Genomic DNA, 16774 nt, shown 5'->3' with positions numbered 1-16774 from the left:
CAGGGTGGATCCGCGATTGCGCCGGTCCCCCTGTTCTGGGCATGCTCTGCGCATGGCTCCTCCCACCCGATCGATCCACGTCGTGGCCGCCGTCATCACCGACGCCCGTGGCCGCGTGCTGCTCAACCGCCGTACCGAGAACCGCGACATGGCCGGCCTGTGGGAATTCCCCGGCGGTAAGCGCGAATCCGGCGAGACCTCCGAACAGGCGCTGGTACGCGAGCTGCGCGAGGAACTGGGCATCGAGGCCGATGTCGGGGAGTGGCTGATGGATGTTCCGCAGCGCTATCCGGACAAGCACCTGACCCTGGAAGTGCGCCATGTGCGCAGCTGGAAGGGCACGCCGCGCGGGCGCGAGGGCCAGGCGATCACCTGGGTGGCGCCGGACAAGCTGGGCCGCTATTCGATGCCGCCGGCCGACCTGCCGGTGGTGGCGGCCCTGCGCCAGCCCGACAGCTACCTGATCACCCCAGCGCCGGAGGACGATGCCAGCAGCGTGCAGCAGTGGCATGACCAGCTGCAGCGCGCGGTGGCGGCGGGCCAGCAGCGCATCCAGCTGCGCCTGCCACCGGCGCACCCGCAGCGACAGGCAATGGTCGAGCAAGTGGTGCGTGCGCATCGTCGCAGCGGCGTGCAGTGGCTGCTCAACCGCGATATCGAGCTGGCACGCGCGTTGAGCGTGGGCGTGCATCTGGGCAGCGAACAGCTGCAGCAGCTGTCGCAGCGCCCGTTGCCCGAGGGACAGCTGGTGGCGGCGTCCTGCCACGACCTGCAGCAGTTGCAGGCGGCACAACAGCTGGGCTGCGACTTCGCGGTGCTGGGCCCGGTGCAGGCCACTGCCAGCCACCCCGACGCCACACCGCTGGGTTGGGATGCTTTCGCCGAGCTGCGCGCGCAGGTGTCACTGCCGATCTATGCGCTGGGGGGCATGGGCAGCGGCCACATCACCGAGGCGCGCCGCCATGGCGGGCAGGGCATCGCCGCCATCCGCGGACTGTGGCCGGCGTGATGCCAACAGGGGCGGTTTCCCACAACGTGCGGCGCTGACCCCTCACCGGTTGCAGTAGATCCACGCCATGCGTGGATGACCCCCTGCGATCACAACGTGATCCAGAAACACCCGTACTGCCGCCGCAATCCCAGCACGGTGGATGCACGTGCAACGCTGCCGGGCAACGTCTGCTCCAGGCGCAGGCCGACCGGATGCCGTGCGGCAGGCGGTTCGGGTTCGGAGCCTGGCACCGGATCGCCCTGCTCCAGCGCCTGCGAGGCGTCCTGTTCCTGCCGCGCATACACCGGCACCACGTCCACCAGCGGCCGCCGCGCCAATGATTCCAGCTGACCGAGGATGCGCTGCGCGCCTGCGTCGGAGACCGCGCCCCACAGGTACAGCGAGGACAGCCGGTTCACGTCGTTGCTGAGGATGCCGGTACGCAGCGCTTCCACCAGCTCGCTCAGCCGCCGTGGGCAGCGTGCACCCAGGGTGTCGCGCTGCAGGGTGCCGCCGGTAGGCGCAGGCGGTGGCAGACGTGACTGCGCGCCCAGGCTGTCGCAGGGACGGTCGGTATACACGCTCTGGCCCTGTGCATCGGTGCAGCGGTTCAGGCGCGTGGATTGCGCGTGGGCGACGCTGGTGACAGACCACAGCGGCAGCAGCAACAGCAGGAAGGAGAGCCGGATCATCCGCGCAGGGTAACGCCGTTCCGCTTCGCGCGGCGTGCTTTCACAGCTGCAGCAATTTCAGCACCGACGTGGTCGGCTTGGCCAGGTTCAAGGTGTAGAAGTGCAGGCCGGGTGCGCCGCCCTCGATCAGGCGCTGGCACAGCTTGGCCACCACTTCGGTGCCGAATGCACGCACCGAATCCACGTCATCGCCATAGGCCTGCATCCTGCGGCTGATCCAGCGTGGGATCTCCGCGCCGCACTGCTCGGAAAAGCGGCGCAGCTGGCTGAAGTTGGCGATCGGCATGATGCCGGGCGTGATCGGTACCTGCACGCCGAGCCGCTGCACCGCGTCGACGAAATGGAAGTACGCATCCGGGTTGTAGAAATACTGGGTGATCGCCGCATCGGCACCGGCATCGATCTTGGCCTTGAAGTGCTTCAGGTCGGCCAATGCATCGGAGGCCTGCGGATGGGTTTCCGGGTAGGCACCGACCTCGATGCGGAAGGCGTCGCCGTGCTCGGCGCGGATGAAGGCGATCAGTTCGGCGGCATAGCGCATGTCGCCGGGGAAACCCATGCCGGAGGGCAGGTCGCCGCGCAACGCGACCAGGCGGTCGCAGCCGATGGCGCGGTAGAGCTTGAGCAGTTCGCGGATTTCCTGGCGGGTGCCGCCAACGCAGGACAGGTGGGGGGCCGCTTCGAAGCCATGGTGCTGGTTGAGGTGGCGCACGGTTTCGGAGGTGTAGCTCAGGGTCGATCCACCGGCGCCGAAGGTGCATGACACGTACTCGGGTCCGTAGTCCTTCAGCTTGTCCGCGGCGCGGTCGAGCTGGTTGCGCTGTTCGTCGGTCTTGGGTGGATAGAACTCGAAGCTGATGGCGGTCATGGCGCGGGCGGCGGCGGCAGGTGCTGGCAAGTATATCGCTTCATCAAGATTGATGTGTACGAGCGATGTGACGAGCGCCTTCCCCCGCCGGCGACCGTTCGCCCGGGTGTCCGGCCGTTGCTCCGGATTCGCAACAGGGGCGCTGTGGCTGGCGGCACGCTGAGCCCAACCCGGCAACACCCACCCGATGAAGGAGCAGACGATGAAGATCTTCCTGGCACTCTGGTACGCGATGAAGGCGCTGGCACGGCTGGCGATGATCGGCATGGCGATGGCCGTGCTGGGTTCCGGATCGGCGCATGCGGCCCCAACCCGCGGCCCGGACCCCGGCAAGGTGGAGGTCGAGGTGGTCGGCAAGGGCCGCCCGCTGTTGATGATCCCCGGCCTCAACAGCGGCGCAGAGGTCTGGCGCGAGACCTGCCTGGCCTTGAAGGACGTGCAATGCCATCTGGTGCAGTTGCCGGGTTTTGCCGGCGCCGCGCCGGCCGATCCGCGCCCGGCCGGGTTCCTGCCGGCGATGCGTGCGCAGCTGCTGGCCTACCTGCGTGACCAGCATCTGGGCCCGGTGGTGGTGGTCGGCCACAGCCTGGGGGGCCTGCTGGGGTTGCAGATGGCACAGGCCGAGCCGAAGGCGGTCAGCGCGCTGGTGGTGGTGGACGCGCTGCCGTTCCTGCCGGCGGCACGTGACCCGAACGCCACTGCGGACAGCGTGCGGCCGATGGCCGAGCAGCTGCGCAAGGGCATGCTCGCCGCCGACGCTGCGCAGTGGCAGGCGCAGCTGAAGGCCGGCCTGCCGGGCATGACCCGTGACCCGCAGCGGCAGGCGGAACTGGGCCGCTGGGGCGAAAGCAGTGACCGCCAGACCACGGCCGATGCGATGCACGCGGTGATGACCACCGACCTGCGTGACAGCATCGCCTCGATCAGCGCGCCGACACTGGTGCTGGGCAGCTGGGCCGGCTACCAGCCGATGGGAGGCACCGAAGCGAGCACCCGGGGGGTGTTCCAGGCCCAGTACGCGAAGCTGCACGACGTGCAGATCGCGATGAGCGCGCAGGGTTTCCACTTCCTGATGTGGGATGATCCGAGCTGGCTGCGCGGGCAGGTGCAGGCCTTCCTCGACCGTCACCCCTGAGTTTCAACACGCCTCGGAATGGACATGCCGGACTCCTCTTCGTCGGTACGCTTCTGGCTGCTCAATGCGTTGGTATGGGCACTCTACGCGGCCGCCGGCATCGCGCTGCGGCATGCCTATCTGGCCGACGCCGGAAGCGCGGGCGTGCTGATCACGGTCGGCCTGGCGGTCAGCCTGTTCGGCTGCAGCGGTGGCATTCGTGCGCTGGCCCTGCGCGCCGGCTGGTGGTCGCGCGGTACCGCCGGGCTGTTGTTGCGGTTGGCCGTGTCGGTGGCGCTCGGCGCGGCGCTGGCGCAGGCGCTGGTGAACATCGCCCTGCACGTGGCGCTGGCTTCGGGATGGGTGGATGCCGGTCGCCAGGTGGCCGACTTCAGCCCCAAGGCGCTGCTGCTCTACTGGTACACCACGGCGGTGATGCTGGCGCTGTGGACCGCGCTGTGGGCAGGCCTGCACAGCCTGCGCCGGATACGGGGTGCGGAGCTGGCCCGGCTGCGCGCGGAAGCCGAGCGCAGCGCGCTGGAGCGCGATGCACTGCGCGCGCGGCTCAATCCGCATTTCATGTTCAATGCGCTGAACAACCTGCGTGCGTTGATCCTGGAAGATCCCGAGCGCGCACGCGACATGGTCACCCGCCTGTCGCGCACCCTGCGCCAGGCGCTGGCGCACAACCGCAGCGAGCAGGTCACGCTGGCCGAGGAGCTGGCGGTGGTGGATGACTATCTGGCCATCGAGGCGATCCACTTCGAACAGCGCCTGCAGGTGCGGCAGCAGATTGATGCCGATGCCACGCAGGCACAGTTGCCGGCGATGGCGCTGCAGCTGCTGGTGGAAAACGCGATCAAGCACGGCATCGCCAGCCGCCCCGGCGGTGGCGAAGTGCAGATCCGTGCCACGTTGGACAACGATGTGCTGCGCCTGCAGGTGGACAATCCATTGGGCAGCGCGATCGAGCCCACTCACGGGCATGGTGTCGGCCTGGCCTATCTGCGTGCACAGCTGGGCACGCGTGGTCGTTTCATCCTGCAGCCGGTCGGCGAGCGCATGCAGGCCGTGCTGGAGATTGCGCAATGAGTGGCATGCTGCGTGTGTTGATTGTCGATGACGCGCGGCTTGCGCGGCAGGAGCTGCGCACGCTGCTGTCGGCGTTGCCGTGGGTGCAGTGCGTGGGCGAGGCCGACGACGTGCCGGCTGCGCGCGAGGCGATTGCAGCGCTGGCACCGGACCTGGTGCTGCTGGATGTGCAGATGCCCTCCGGCAGTGGCTTCGACGTGCTGGAGGGACTGGAATCCGTGCCGGCGGTGGTGTTCGTCACGGCCTTCGACGGCTATGCGGTACGCGCCTTCCAGGCCAACGCGCTGGACTATCTGGTCAAGCCGGTGGAGGCGCCGCGGCTGCTGGAGGCGCTGGAGCGGGCGCGCCAGCGCGAGGTGGAGACGACCGAAGCGCCGGTGTTGCGTGGCACGCTGGGCGCGCAGGACCAGGTGTTCGTGCGCGAGGGCGAGCGCTGCTGGTTCGTGGCGGTCGCCGAGATCCGGCGGCTGGTGGTGGACGGCAACTACACGCGGCTGTGGTTCCGCGACCAGAACGCGCTGCTGACCCGTAGCCTGAGCGCATTGGAAGCACGCCTGCCGCAGGAGCTGTTCTTCCGGGCCAACCGCAACACGCTGGTCAATCTGCGCCGTATCCGCGCGGTGACGCCGAGCGTCGGCGATGGCTACGACCTGGCGCTGGATGACGGCAGCGAAGTGGAAGTATCGCGGCGGCAGGCACGCGAGCTGCGCGAGCGTATGGCGTTGTAGCCGCCGCTACAGTTCGGCACTGACCGGGCTGGTGACGAAACCCCACAGCAGGCGCGCCATCACTGCGGGCGATCGTGCCTGTGCACGGGCATAGGCCTGCAGGGCATCCAGTCGCGGGCGGTCGTAGAGGTGGCCGGCCAGCAGCACGGCGTGCACGCGGCGGGTGTTGGCGGTGTCGTGCAGCGGGTTGCCATCGAGCAGGACCAGGTCGGCGGCCTTGCCGACCTCGATGCTGCCGTGCGATGCCTGCAGCTCCAGATGACGCGCGGCCTGCAGCGTGGCGGCGCGTAGTACGTCGGCCTGGCTCAGGCCCGCCCGTCGCAGCCACTGCAGTTCATCGTGGTAGCGGAAACCACCCAGCCCGGTATCGGTGCCGACCAGCACGGTGACGCCTGCATGATGCGCGGCACCGGTCAGCGCCAGTCCATGCGCGAAGTAGGCCTTCAGCACGTCGTCGCCGCGCAGCCCGGGGTAGCGCTCCACCGTGGCCTGCAGATCGTCGCGCCAGGCCCAGCGCGAAAGCGGGTCCAGATAGGCCAGGCGCGGATCGTCGATGAAGGCCGGATCGCGTGCGCGTGCGTCTTCCTCGCGGGTGACGTGGGTCGGCACGAACGCCGCACCGCTGGCCTGCATCAATCCGAACGCTTCGCTGCAGAGGGCCGGCTGGAAGCCGCTGACCATCCGTTCGGCCAGCGCGGTCGGGTCTTCGCCGTCGAGCGTGCCGCCGCGCCACGCCGCCGCGTTGTCGAAGCAGTGGCGTACGAACAGATGGGCGTGCTCGAAGCTGCGCTGGCCGGCCTGCAACGCAGTTTCCAATGGCACGGCCCTGGGCAGGTGGCCGACCAGCGGGCGACGCAGCTGCTGCGCCTCGGTGGCCAGCCGCTGGTAGGTATCGGCACGCAGCCGGTTGTAGACCTTCAACGCGTCGACGCCACGCGCGCTGTACGTGCGTGCACGCTCAGCGGCGGCTTCCGGCGCAAGCGCAGGATCTTCGAAGTAGAAGCTGGCGACCTGCACGAAACGCGGCGCAACCTGCTGCCCGGCGATGGCCTGTGCGGTCCAGCGGCGCTTGTCGGCCACGCAGGCGATCAGTGGATCGGTGGCCTGCGGGCAGTCCATCATGTCGCGGGTACCGGTGATGCCGTTGGCCAGCATCAGCGGGAACTGCAGCTGCGGCGACAACTGCAGCGCATGGGTGTGCATGTCCCAGAAGCCGGGCAGCAGCCAGCGGCCACCGGCGTCGAAGACCGGCAACGCTGCATCGTCAACGCTTTCGCCAATGGCGGTGATCGTGCCGTCGCGCAGCGTCACCGTGGTCGGTGCGCTGACCTGGCCGCGTACGACGTCCACCACACGGGCATTGACGATCACGCGGCTGTTCCCTGGCTCGGGCAACGGCGGTGCCGACAGCGGCCAGAACAGGGCAGCGGCGAACAGCAACGGCGGCGCCAGCAGGAGTACGGCCAGCACCTTCGGCCAGCGACGACGGGGGGCGGGACGGGGCAATGCACGTGCTGCTTCCATGAGCCGGCGATCCTTGCGGTGGGTCCTGCGCAGGGTGCGGCAAACCTGGATCGGATGCCAGTGAGCATCGGCATCCGCCCCTGCCGCCTGTGGGGCGGTTACCCTGTGCGGCAGAACTCCTGATCACATCGCGCCATGTCCATCGTCCTCACCGATTTCGCCCGTCCCCGCCTGTTCCCGCGCGTACCACGCGGCAACACCATCCAGGATTGCACCGCCGAGCAGTTCGAGGCGCACCTCAATGCGCACGCACCGCTGAAGGTGCTCGACGGCTATGCGCCGTTCTGCAAGCTGTTTGTCTACGAGAACTGGACCCGCACGCGCTGCCTGACGGTGCCGGTGACCGAGGCCAACCGCCACCAGTTGCGCAGCGGCTATGAAGCGCGCAACCGTGATGAGCTGCCGGTGCTGGTGCGTTGGTTCGAAGGCGTGGAGTCGCCGCGCGCGAACTACCTGGTGGTGATCCTTTATAGCGCCGAGCAGCTGGCCAAGGAGGGTTCGCCGATCGAGGCCGACTGGGGCATCGTCGGCTGCATCTACACCGCCGAACCGGAAGAAGTGCCGATGGCGCCGATCACCATGATGCGCAATGCGCTGGGCGTGGAGGAGGGCGGCTCCGGCGTGCCGCTGGACCGCGAAGCCTACCAGCGCTCGGTGGCGTTCTGGGAGAACAACGCCAACTGGCGGCCGTAGCCGTCCCGGGTCAGATCCTCGTACCGCGGGGCGCTGACCCGATCATCCGCTCCCATGCGCCAGGTATGATCGGGGCAGGCAAACCCACGGAGGGCGGGGCATGGCTGTCTGGACAAGGATGATCCCGGTGTTGCTGGCGGGCATCTTGCCCGCCGCCACGGTGTTGGCGGCGAAGCCCTCTGCTGATACTGCGTGTGCGCCATTGGCCACGGTTTCCGGACTTCGCGATGCGAGCGTGACTGCATTGTCGATGCAGCCCCGGGACGGACGCTGCGTGGTCGAAGTGACGGAGAGCGACGGCAAGGGGCTGCTTCGGCAGCAGCAGATGCTGGAGGTACTGGCGCAGCATGCCTGCGCAGCGCCTGCGGAGGTGACGGCCGACAACCTGCGTCCATCACTGCTGCTGCGCACACCGAAGCGATGTGCTGCGCGCAGCAGCCAGGACCTGTTCGCCGGCGAAGGTGTTCCCTGGTTGCAGCCGCGCGGAAAGCTGCCGCGTTATCCGCGCGAAGCCATGGATCAGGGGCTTTCCGGGCGCAGCCTGCTCAAGGCACTGATCGATGCGAACGGCGCAGTGGTTGCGGTGATCGTGGAGACCTCCAGTGGCCATACGGTACTGGACGAGGCGGCGGTGGAAGAGCTGCGTGGTTGGCATTTCGTGCGTGGCGATGCCCAAAGCACGGTGCCGGCGCTGACCATTGTGCGCGTGCCGATGCGGTATGAGCTTGTGGAGTGACCGCCATCCAAGCATGGCGTGGATCCACTGGACCGCGGTAGAGCCACGCCGTGCGTGGCTGCGTCGCTGTCAGATGGCTTGCCACTCCCACCAGGGGTAATGGTATTCGCGGTCGATCGCCTGCCAGTGCTGGGCGCACTGCACGCAGGCAACGGTGTGGCAGTCGCCCCATCCATCCTCGGCGTCCTGCACCGAGAGCAGCTGCATCTGCCCCTGTTCAAGCAGGCGGCGGGGATCGAAGAACGGATAGTCGGGATTGAGCGCGCACAGGCAGCCCTGGCGCGCCTGCCAGTAGCGTAGCCGCTGCAGGGCCGCCTTCAGGTGCGCCTGGTTGCTGATCAGCATGCCACCCAGCGCGATGCCCTGGCAGCGTTGTTCAATCAAGGCCGCATGCACTGCCAGGGCGTCCAGCGAAGACGCGCTGAACAGACGCGCGACCGTGCGGGCCGCGTCGGTGATGCGTGCACCGTCGCGTGACAGCAGGTCCTGCAGCAGCACGTCGGCCTGGGGATCTTCAAGGCGTGGTGACGGTGCGGCGGACCACGGCCAGCGCATCAGCGTGCCTTGCCGATTGCCGCGTACTGGCCGGCGGTCAGGCGCAGCAGGTCGTCCGGCGCCAGTTCCACCTCCAGGCCACGCCGCCCGGCGCTGACATGCAGCGTCGACAGCACTTCGGCGCTGGCATCGAGGAAGGTGCGCAGGCGCTTCTTCTGCCCGAGTGGACTGATGCCGCCGACCAGGTAGCCGGTCGCACGCTGCGCGGCATCGGCCGCGGCCATTTCGCACTTCTTGCAGCGGGCGGCTTCGGCCAGCGCCTTCAGGTCCAGCTGGCCGGCCACCGGCACGATCGCCACCAGCAGTTCGTGGGTTTCGGTGCTGGCCAGCAGGGTCTTGAACACCTGGGCCGGGTCCAGGCCGAGCTTGTCGACGGCTTCGCCGCCATAGGATTCGGCATGGGCGTCGTGCACATAGCTGCGCACGGTGTGGGCGATCTTCTCGCGCTTGAGCAGGTTGATGGCCGGTGTCATGGCGGCATCGTAGCGCGGGGCGGAGGCGTTGCCTTGACCGAGGCTATTGCGGGTGGATGCGGGGTGCGTGGCTGAATGCAGACGCAGAACGGGCGCCCGAAGGCGCCCGTTCCGTGTGTTGCTTGCACCGGGAGCGCTGGCCGTGGGCCGGCACACCACAGGCATCAGTAGCGGTAGTGATCCGGCTTGAACGGGCCTTCCACCGGCACGCCGATGTAGTCGGCCTGTTCCTGGCTCAGGGTGGTCAGCTTCACGCCGATCTTTTCCAGGTGCAGGCGGGCCACTTCCTCGTCCAGCTTCTTCGGCAGCAGGTAGACCTTCTTCTCATAGCTGTCCTTGTTCGCCCACAGGTCGATCTGTGCCAGGGTCTGGTTGGCGAAGCTGTTGGACATCACGAAGCTCGGGTGGCCGGTGGCGCAGCCCAGGTTCACCAGGCGGCCTTCGGCCAGCAGGAAGATCGCGTTGCCGTTCGGGAAGATGTACTTGTCCACCTGCGGCTTGATGTTGACGTGCTTGATGCCAGCGAACGACACCAGCGCATCGACCTGGATCTCGTTGTCGAAGTGGCCGATGTTGCAGACGATGGCCTGGTCCTTCATCGCGCTCAGGTGCTCGATGCGGATGATGTCCTTGTTGCCGGTGGTGGTGACGTACAGGTCGGCACGGCCCAGGGTCGATTCGATGGTGTTGACTTCATAGCCTTCCATCGCCGCCTGCAGGGCGCAGATCGGGTCGATCTCGGTGACGATCACGCGCGCGCCATAGGCACGCAGCGACGCGGCGCAGCCCTTGCCGACGTCGCCATAGCCGCAGACCACGGCGACCTTGCCGGCCAGCATCACGTCCATCGCGCGCTTCAGGCCATCGGCCAGCGACTCGCGGCAGCCGTACAGGTTGTCGAACTTGCTCTTGGTGACCGAGTCGTTGACGTTGATCGCCGGGATCAGCAGGGTGCCGGCCTGGGCCAGCTGGTACAGGCGGTGCACGCCGGTGGTGGTCTCTTCGGAGACGCCCTTCCAGTCCTTCACCACGCGGCCCCAGTAACCCGGGCGCTCCTTGGCGACGCGCTTGAGCAGGTTCTTGATGACCTGTTCTTCGTGCGAGGAGGACGCAGTGTTGACCCAGTCGCTACCGTTTTCCAGCTCGTAGCCCTTGTGGATCAGCAGGGTCACGTCACCGCCGTCGTCGACCACCAGCTCCGGGCCGGTCAGGGTGCCGTCGGCCAGGGTGAAGGTCAGCGCGTCCAGGGTGCAGTCCCAGTACTCTTCCAGGGTTTCGCCCTTCCAGGCGAACACCGGGGTGCCGGTGGCGGCGATGGCGGCAGCGGCGTGGTCCTGGGTCGAGAAGATGTTGCACGAGGCCCAGCGCACGTCGGCGCCGATGTCCTTCAGGGTCTCGATCAGCACCGCGGTCTGGATGGTCATGTGCAGCGAGCCGGTCACGCGCACGCCCTTCAGCGGCAGCTCGGCCTGGTACTTGCGGCGGATCGACATCAGGCCCGGCATCTCGTGCTCGGCGATGTCCAGTTCCTTGCGGCCCCAGTCGGCCAGGGTGATGTCGCGGATCTTGTAATCACCTTCGGTGGAGAAGGTCTTGGCAACAGCGTTCATTCGTGTGCTCCGGTTGTGGGCGAGCGGGTGCTCGCATCTGGCCGGGCGCCGTTGTTGCATAGCCACCTTACCGAGCCTGGCCGGGCCTCGTGGGATCCGGTCGCAGCGCCCCTCGGCAGGGGAGAACCCCCATTATATCGCGGCCCCGTCATGACACAGGGATGACCCAACCATCGGCAGATGGGCAGGCATGCACGGCCTGTTAAGGTCGGTGTTTTCACGCATCACACAGGTGGAACGATGAGCATGCACACGCGCCGGGCACGGCGCTGGACCGGCCTGGTCCTGTCGATGGGGCTGCTGGCAGTGGCCCCGCTGGCCTTCTCGGCCACCCCGCAGCCGGCTGCGGCGCAGGCGCAGGGCGTCACGGCGTACGAACTGCCCTCGGCCGCGCTGCAGGCGGTGGTCGACGCGCCGCGCGCGCCCTCGCTGTTCCTGTCGCCGCGCCGCGACGTGGCCGCGCTGATGCAGATGCCGTCGCTGCCGTCGATCCAGGTGGTGGCGCAGCCGGAATTGAAGCTGGCTGGCCAGCGCATCAACCCGCGCACGTTCTCCGACAGCCGCTTCAGCTTCGGCGAGAAGCTGTGGCTGATGAACGTGGCCGACGGCAAGGAACGGCCGATCAGCGGCCTGCCGGGCACGCTGTCGATCGCCAGCCTGATGTGGTCGCCGGACCAGAAGTGGCTGGCGTTCAACCAGGTGGACGCCGCCAGCGGCGCCAATGAACTGTGGCTGGTGGATGTGGCTGCCGGCAACGCCCGCCGCCTGGTTGCCGGCCTGAACACGGTGATGGGCAGTGGCTACCAGTGGCTACCGGACAGCCGTGGGCTGGTGGTGTTCACCCGCCCGGCCAACCTGGGCGCCGCCCCCGCCGCGGACGGCATCCCGACCGGCCCGGCCGTGCAGCAGACCAGCCAGGGCGGCGGCGTCGTCTCGATCCGTACCTACCAGGACCTGCTGAAGAACGAGGCCGACGCGCGCCAGTTCGATTACTACGCCACCGCGCAGCCAGTGGAAGTCAGCCTGGACGGCAACACCCGCCCGATCGGCGCGGCCGGCATCTTCATGGGCTTCTCGGTTTCGCCGGATGGCCGCTACGTGCTGCGCCAGCCGGTGCAGCGCCCGTACTCGTACGTGGTGCCGGTGGACAGCTTCCCGCGCCGCATCGAAGTGATCGACCGTGCCAGCGGCAAGCTGGTGCACACCGTGGCGGTGCGCCCGCTGGTGGAAGGCCTGCCGACCGGCAACGATGCCGAGGTGACCGGCGTGCGTGACATCCGCTGGCGCGGTGATGCCGATGCCACCCTGGTGTGGGCCGAGGCGCAGGACGGCGGCGACCCGAACAGGGAGGCCAAGGTGCGCGATGCGGTGCTGATGCAGGCCGCACCCTTCGACAAACCGCCGGTAACCCTGGCCCAGCTCGGCAGCCGCCTGGCCGGCATCAGCTGGGGCCGTGGCGACCTGGCCCTGCTGACCGAATCGTGGTGGAAGACCCGCAAGACCAAGACCTGGCTGATCGCCCCGGACAACGCCGGTGCCGAGCCGCGCCTGCTGTGGGATCGCGACGCACAGGACCGCTACGCCGATCCGGGCCGGCCGCTGTTGTCCAGCGACGACCGCGGCCGCTCGCTGCTGCAGACCAGCACCGATGGCAGCAGCCTGTACCTGGCCGGTGCCGGTGCCTCGCCGGAAGGCGACCGCCCGTTCGTCGACCGCTTCGACATCGCCAGCGGCAAGGCGACGCGCCTGTTCCACTCGCAGGCACCGAGCTATTCGTTGCCGGTTGCGCTGCTGGACGAACAGGGCAGTTCGCTGCTGCTGAGCCGTGAAAGCCCGGACGAGCCGGCCAACTTCTACGTGCAGTCGCTGGCCGACGCCGGCGCCGCCCCGCGCGCACTGACCCACTTTGCGCACCCGCTGCCGCAGCTGAAGGGCGTGCAGAAGGAGCAGATCCGCTACAAGCGCAAGGACGGTGTCGATCTGACCGCGACCCTGCTGCTGCCGCCGGGCTATGACCCGAAGCGTGACGGCCCGCGCCCGCTGCTGATGTGGGCCTACCCGGGTGAGTTCAAGAGCGCAGCCGCGGCCAGCCAGGTCACCGATTCGCCGTACCGTTTCAACGCGATCAGTTACTGGGGCCCGCAGGCGTTCCTGGCCAAGGGCTACGTGGTGCTGGCCAGCCCGTCGATGCCGATCATCGGCGAGGGCGACAAGGAGCCCAACGACACCTACATCGAACAGCTGGTGGCCAATGCCCAGGCCGCAGTGGATGAAGTGGTGCGGCGTGGCGTGACCGACCGCGATCACATCGCCATCGGTGGCCATTCCTACGGTGCATTCATGACCGCCAACCTGTTGGCGCACACCCGCCTGTTCAAGGCCGGCATCGCGCGCAGTGGCGCCTACAACCGCACGCTCACCCCGTTCGGTTTCCAGGCCGAGGAGCGCAACTACTGGCAGGCGCAGGACGTGTACCAGAAGATGGCACCGTTCAACTACGCCGACAGGATCAAGGATCCGATCCTCTTCATCCACGGCGTGGACGACAACAACTCCGGCACGTTCCCGATCCAGAGCGAGCGCATGTTCGCCGCGGTGAAGGGCCTGGGTGGCACCGCGCGGCTGGTGATGCTGCCGAACGAATCGCATGCTTACCGCGCACGCGAATCGATCATGACCATGCTGGCCGAGAGCGAGCGCTGGCTGGAGCAGACCATCGGCCCGGCCGAGCAGGGCAAGGCGATGAAGAAGCGCTGACCGGACCCGGTAGTGCCGGCCGCTGGCCGGCAACCTCATGGACCCACGCAACCTGAGGTTGCCGGCCAGCGGCCGGCACTACCAGATGAAACCATTTTTGCATCGCAGCACGACGCCCGATCTGGGATAGGCTTGGGGTCTGGATCCGTTGACCGAGGCCTGTGCGTCGCCGATGAACGAGTACCGCAGCAGCATCGAGTTCGCTTCTCCCGATCTTCCGCTTCGCGATGACGTGCGCCGGCTCGGTGCGCTGGTCGGCGACCTGCTGGTGGAACAGGTGTCCGCCGCTTTCCTCGACGATGTCGAGGAGGTGCGCACCCGCGCCATCGCCCGCCGCGAGAACCAGGCGCCACTGTCGGAGCTGGCCGAAGGGCTGGCCGGGCGCACGCCGCAGCAGGCCGAGACCATGGTGCGTGCGTTCAGCACCTACTTCCAGGTGGTCAACATCGCCGAGCGCGTGCATCGCATTCGCCGCCGGCGTGACTACCAGCGGGCCGGCACTGCCGCGCCGCAGCCCGATGGCCTGCAGGACGCGCTGCAGCACCTGAAGGTGCAGGGCGTGGGCCTGGACGAGCTGGCGCAGTGGCTGCCACGTATCGACATCGAACCGGTGTTCACCGCGCATCCCACCGAAGCCGTGCGCCGCGCACTGCTGGAGAAAGAGCAGCTGATGGTGGCCAGCCTGGTCGACAACCTCGACGGCCAGCGCACGCCGGGCGAAGCCGCGGCCGATGCCGCGCGCTTCCGCATGGCGCTGACCGCGTCGTGGCAGACCACCGATTCCTCGCCGGTGCGGCCCACTGTCGATGACGAGCGCGAGCACGTCGGCTTCTACCTGGTGCAGGTGCTGTACCGGGTGATTCCGGTGCTGTACGAATCGCTGCAACAGGCGCTGCGTGACACCTACGGCGGAGAACTGCCGCTGCCGCGCCTGCTGCGCTTCGGCACCTGGGTCGGCGGCGACATGGATGGCAATCCCAACGTGGATGCCACCACCATCCGCAACACGCTGGATGCGCAGCGGCAGTCGGTGCTGGGGCGTTACCAGAAGGAACTGCTGCAGCTGGCCAGCCTGCTCAGCCAGTCCACCGAGCGGGTGGGCGTCAGCGATGCTTTGCAGGCACGTGTGCAGCACTACCAGCAGATGATGCCAAAGGTGCAGTCACGGCCGCGCCATGCTGACATGCCGTACCGGCTGCTCAACGACCGCATGCGCGCGCGCCTGCAGGCCACGCTGGACGATGGCGAGGGTGCCTACGCCGGCCCCGACGAACTGATCGACGACCTGCAGTTGATCCTCCACAGCCTGCGCGCCAACCGCGGCGAGCATGCCGGTGGCTTTGCCGTGCAGCGCCTGCTGTGGCGGGTCAAGACGTTCGGTTTCCATCTGGCGCGGTTGGATGTGCGCCAGGAGTCGAGCGTGCATGCGCGCGCGCTGGCCACCGTGCTGGGCGGTGACGCGGCGTGGGACGGTCTGGATGCCGTGGGCCGCGCGCGCCTGCTGGCACCGCATGCCAGTGGTGAGGCGCCGTTGCCGAAGGGTGACGATGAAGGCAATCAGCGCCTGGACGCGGTGTTCGCGGCGCTGGCCGATGCGCGCGCACGCCACGGCGGTGATGCGCTGGGCAACTACATCATCTCGATGGCGCATGACCGCAGCGACGTGCTGGCGGTGCTCGCATTGGCGCGCCGTGGTGGGCTGGTGCAGGGCGATGGCGCGGTGCCCCTGGACATCGCACCGTTGTTTGAAACCGTGAATGACCTCAAGCGCGGCACCGCGACCCTGCGTGATCTGCTGGCCGACCCCATCTATCGCGCACACCTGCAAGCACGCGACGACGTGCAGATGGTGATGCTGGGCTATTCGGACAGCAGCAAGGACGGTGGCATCGCCGCCTCGCGCTGGGGCCTGCAGCGTGCGCAGGTGGAACTGCTGGAGGTGGCGGCCGAGGCCGGCATCCGCCTGACCTTCTTCCATGGCCGTGGTGGTTCGATCAGCCGGGGTGGCGGCAAGACCACCCACGCGGTGGATGCTTCGCCGCGTGGCAGCATCGATGGCCGCCTGCGGGTGACCGAGCAGGGCGAAGTGATCCACCGCAAGTACGGCATCCGTGCGCTGGCCCTGCGTTCGCTGGAACAGGCCACCGGCGCGGTATTGCGCGCCAGCCTGCGGCCACGCGCACCTGAGCCGCGCGAGGACGACTGGCGGCCGGTGATGGACGCGGTGGCCTCGGCCAGCAGCGAGGTGTATCGCGGCTTCGTCGGCCAGGCCGGCTTCATGGACTACTTCCGCACCGCCACGCCGATCGATGTGATCGAGCGCATGACGCTGGGCTCGCGGCCGTCACGCCGGCTCGGCCAGGACGCGGCGCTGGGCAACCTGCGCGCGATTCCGTGGGTGTTCGCCTGGAGCCAGGCGCGCGCGGTGATTCCCGGCTGGTATGGCGTGGGCAGTGGCCTGCAGGCGGCGGTTGATGCCGGCCACGAGCAGACCCTGCGCGAGATGGCACGTGACTGGCCGTTCTTCCGTACCTTCCTGGACGACATCGCGATGGTGCTGTCCAAGGGTGATATCACCATCGCCGAGCAGTTCTCGAAGCTGTCCGGTGAGCTGCACGGGCGTTTCTTCCCGCAGGTGCAGCGCGAACTGGAACTGACCCGGCACTGGCTGCTGGCGCTGATGGACCAGCAGACACTGTTGGACCACGATGCGCGGCTGGCGCTGTCGATCCGCCTGCGCAATCCCTACGTCGATCCGATCAGCGTGCTGCAGGTGGACCTGCTGCAGCGCTGGCGGGCCAGCGGGCGCGAGGATGACGATCTGCTGCGCGCGCTGGTGGCGTGCGTGAACGGTGTTTCGCAGGGCGTGCAGAACACGGGTTGATCCGCATCCGCCGGGCATGACCCGGCGCTACCTGCCTCGGTGGGTGCTGGGCTTGCC

General features: G+C 68.1%; 14 protein-coding genes and 1 riboswitch. Of the genes, 8 read left to right on the top strand and 6 right to left on the bottom strand.

Annotated elements, in window-relative coordinates; genetic code table 11:
* Positions 1–52: 52 nt before the first annotated feature.
* A complete protein-coding gene (locus SSKA14_RS21295) occupies positions 53–1009 on the top strand; it encodes a Nudix family hydrolase (protein WP_040008909.1) in 957 nt (318 codons plus the stop codon).
* Between the two features lie 89 nt (positions 1010–1098).
* On the opposite strand, the gene SSKA14_RS21290 is transcribed toward SSKA14_RS21295, so the two are convergent.
* Complete coding sequence (locus tag SSKA14_RS21290; RefSeq protein ID WP_008266661.1) at positions 1099–1683, bottom strand: DUF4124 domain-containing protein; 585 nt, start codon at positions 1681–1683, stop codon at positions 1099–1101.
* A gap of 40 nt (positions 1684–1723) precedes the next feature.
* A complete protein-coding gene (gene metF, locus SSKA14_RS21285) occupies positions 1724–2551 on the bottom strand; it encodes a methylenetetrahydrofolate reductase [NAD(P)H] (protein ID WP_040008905.1) in 828 nt (275 codons plus the stop codon).
* Positions 2552–2753: 202 nt separating this feature from the next.
* Between metF and SSKA14_RS21280 the strand changes: the two genes are divergently transcribed.
* Genes SSKA14_RS21280 through SSKA14_RS21270 form a run of 3 tightly spaced genes read left to right on the top strand, consistent with a single transcriptional unit; the run spans position 2754 to position 5485 of the window.
* The gene (locus tag SSKA14_RS21280) at positions 2754–3686 is read left to right on the top strand and encodes an alpha/beta hydrolase (RefSeq protein WP_008265795.1); all 933 of its coding nucleotides are present in this window, start codon (positions 2754–2756) and stop codon (positions 3684–3686) included.
* Between the two features lie 24 nt (positions 3687–3710).
* On the top strand, positions 3711–4757 hold the full coding sequence (locus tag SSKA14_RS21275; RefSeq protein ID WP_040009906.1) for a histidine kinase: 1047 nt from the start codon (positions 3711–3713) through the stop codon (positions 4755–4757).
* Positions 4754–5485, top strand: a complete 732-nt coding sequence (locus SSKA14_RS21270) for a LytTR family DNA-binding domain-containing protein (protein ID WP_008265343.1) — start codon at positions 4754–4756, stop codon at positions 5483–5485. Before SSKA14_RS21275 ends, SSKA14_RS21270 begins: the two co-directional genes overlap by 4 nt.
* Positions 5486–5491: 6 nt before the next feature.
* Here SSKA14_RS21270 and SSKA14_RS21265 read toward each other — a convergent pair whose 3' ends face one another.
* Positions 5492–7009 carry an amidohydrolase family protein gene (locus SSKA14_RS21265; RefSeq protein ID WP_008266384.1) on the bottom strand — a complete coding sequence of 506 codons (1518 nt, stop codon included), beginning with the start codon at positions 7007–7009 and terminating at the stop codon, positions 5492–5494.
* Between the two features lie 135 nt (positions 7010–7144).
* Between SSKA14_RS21265 and SSKA14_RS21260 the strand changes: the two genes are divergently transcribed.
* Positions 7145–7702 (top strand): DUF3228 family protein, encoded by a 558-nt coding sequence (locus SSKA14_RS21260; RefSeq protein ID WP_008268404.1) that lies wholly within the window; start codon positions 7145–7147, stop codon positions 7700–7702.
* A gap of 118 nt (positions 7703–7820) precedes the next feature.
* Entirely contained in the window at positions 7821–8438 is a 618-nt protein-coding gene (locus tag SSKA14_RS21255; protein WP_008268500.1) for an energy transducer TonB, read from the top strand.
* 69 nt (positions 8439–8507) lie between these two features.
* Here SSKA14_RS21255 and SSKA14_RS21250 read toward each other — a convergent pair whose 3' ends face one another.
* The 3 genes from SSKA14_RS21250 to ahcY all read right to left on the bottom strand — a co-directional run bounded on the left by SSKA14_RS21250 (position 8508) and on the right by ahcY (position 11076).
* Complete coding sequence (locus SSKA14_RS21250; protein ID WP_040008899.1) at positions 8508–8993, bottom strand: hypothetical protein; 486 nt, start codon at positions 8991–8993, stop codon at positions 8508–8510.
* Complete coding sequence (gene ybaK, locus SSKA14_RS21245; protein ID WP_008265825.1) at positions 8993–9466, bottom strand: Cys-tRNA(Pro) deacylase; 474 nt, start codon at positions 9464–9466, stop codon at positions 8993–8995. The genes SSKA14_RS21250 and ybaK overlap by 1 nt, the downstream gene beginning before the upstream one ends.
* 164 nt (positions 9467–9630) lie before the next feature.
* Positions 9631–11076 (bottom strand): adenosylhomocysteinase, encoded by a 1446-nt coding sequence (gene ahcY / locus SSKA14_RS21240; protein WP_004154241.1) that lies wholly within the window; start codon positions 11074–11076, stop codon positions 9631–9633.
* A gap of 36 nt (positions 11077–11112) precedes the next feature.
* Positions 11113–11196, bottom strand: a riboswitch (S-adenosyl-L-homocysteine riboswitch).
* 120 nt (positions 11197–11316) lie between these two features.
* Between ahcY and SSKA14_RS21235 the strand changes: the two genes are divergently transcribed.
* On the top strand, positions 11317–13833 hold the full coding sequence (locus tag SSKA14_RS21235; RefSeq protein ID WP_008265992.1) for a prolyl oligopeptidase family serine peptidase: 2517 nt from the start codon (positions 11317–11319) through the stop codon (positions 13831–13833).
* Positions 13834–14005: 172 nt separating this feature from the next.
* On the top strand, positions 14006–16717 hold the full coding sequence (gene ppc / locus SSKA14_RS21230) for a phosphoenolpyruvate carboxylase (RefSeq protein WP_008268624.1): 2712 nt from the start codon (positions 14006–14008) through the stop codon (positions 16715–16717).
* The last annotated feature ends 57 nt before the right edge of the window (positions 16718–16774 follow it).

The organism is Stenotrophomonas sp. SKA14 (assembly GCF_000158575.1).
In the GTDB taxonomy this organism is placed as follows: Bacteria; Pseudomonadota; Gammaproteobacteria; order Xanthomonadales; family Xanthomonadaceae; genus Stenotrophomonas; species Stenotrophomonas forensis.
Note: the sequence above shows the minus strand (reverse complement) of the source record. Positions and strands in the feature narration are given on the sequence as shown.

What these genes read in the sequence shown, in the direction of transcription:
- SSKA14_RS21295 (WP_040008909.1), top strand. Translation starts at nt 53, where the DNA reads ATGGCTCCTCCCACCCGATCGATCCACGTCGTGGCCGCCGTCATCACC.
- SSKA14_RS21235 (WP_008265992.1), top strand. Translation starts at nt 11,317, where the DNA reads ATGAGCATGCACACGCGCCGGGCACGGCGCTGGACCGGCCTGGTCCTG.
- SSKA14_RS21260 (WP_008268404.1), top strand. Translation starts at nt 7,145, where the DNA reads ATGTCCATCGTCCTCACCGATTTCGCCCGTCCCCGCCTGTTCCCGCGC.
- SSKA14_RS21265 (WP_008266384.1), bottom strand. Translation starts at nt 7,009, where the DNA reads ATGGAAGCAGCACGTGCATTGCCCCGTCCCGCCCCCCGTCGTCGCTGG.
- SSKA14_RS21250 (WP_040008899.1), bottom strand. Translation starts at nt 8,993, where the DNA reads ATGCGCTGGCCGTGGTCCGCCGCACCGTCACCACGCCTTGAAGATCCC.
- ybaK (WP_008265825.1), bottom strand. Translation starts at nt 9,466, where the DNA reads ATGACACCGGCCATCAACCTGCTCAAGCGCGAGAAGATCGCCCACACC.
- ppc (WP_008268624.1), top strand. Translation starts at nt 14,006, where the DNA reads ATGAACGAGTACCGCAGCAGCATCGAGTTCGCTTCTCCCGATCTTCCG.
- SSKA14_RS21255 (WP_008268500.1), top strand. Translation starts at nt 7,821, where the DNA reads ATGATCCCGGTGTTGCTGGCGGGCATCTTGCCCGCCGCCACGGTGTTG.
- SSKA14_RS21275 (WP_040009906.1), top strand. Translation starts at nt 3,711, where the DNA reads ATGCCGGACTCCTCTTCGTCGGTACGCTTCTGGCTGCTCAATGCGTTG.
- metF (WP_040008905.1), bottom strand. Translation starts at nt 2,551, where the DNA reads ATGACCGCCATCAGCTTCGAGTTCTATCCACCCAAGACCGACGAACAG.
- SSKA14_RS21270 (WP_008265343.1), top strand. Translation starts at nt 4,754, where the DNA reads ATGAGTGGCATGCTGCGTGTGTTGATTGTCGATGACGCGCGGCTTGCG.
- ahcY (WP_004154241.1), bottom strand. Translation starts at nt 11,076, where the DNA reads ATGAACGCTGTTGCCAAGACCTTCTCCACCGAAGGTGATTACAAGATC.
- SSKA14_RS21290 (WP_008266661.1), bottom strand. Translation starts at nt 1,683, where the DNA reads ATGATCCGGCTCTCCTTCCTGCTGTTGCTGCTGCCGCTGTGGTCTGTC.
- SSKA14_RS21280 (WP_008265795.1), top strand. Translation starts at nt 2,754, where the DNA reads ATGAAGATCTTCCTGGCACTCTGGTACGCGATGAAGGCGCTGGCACGG.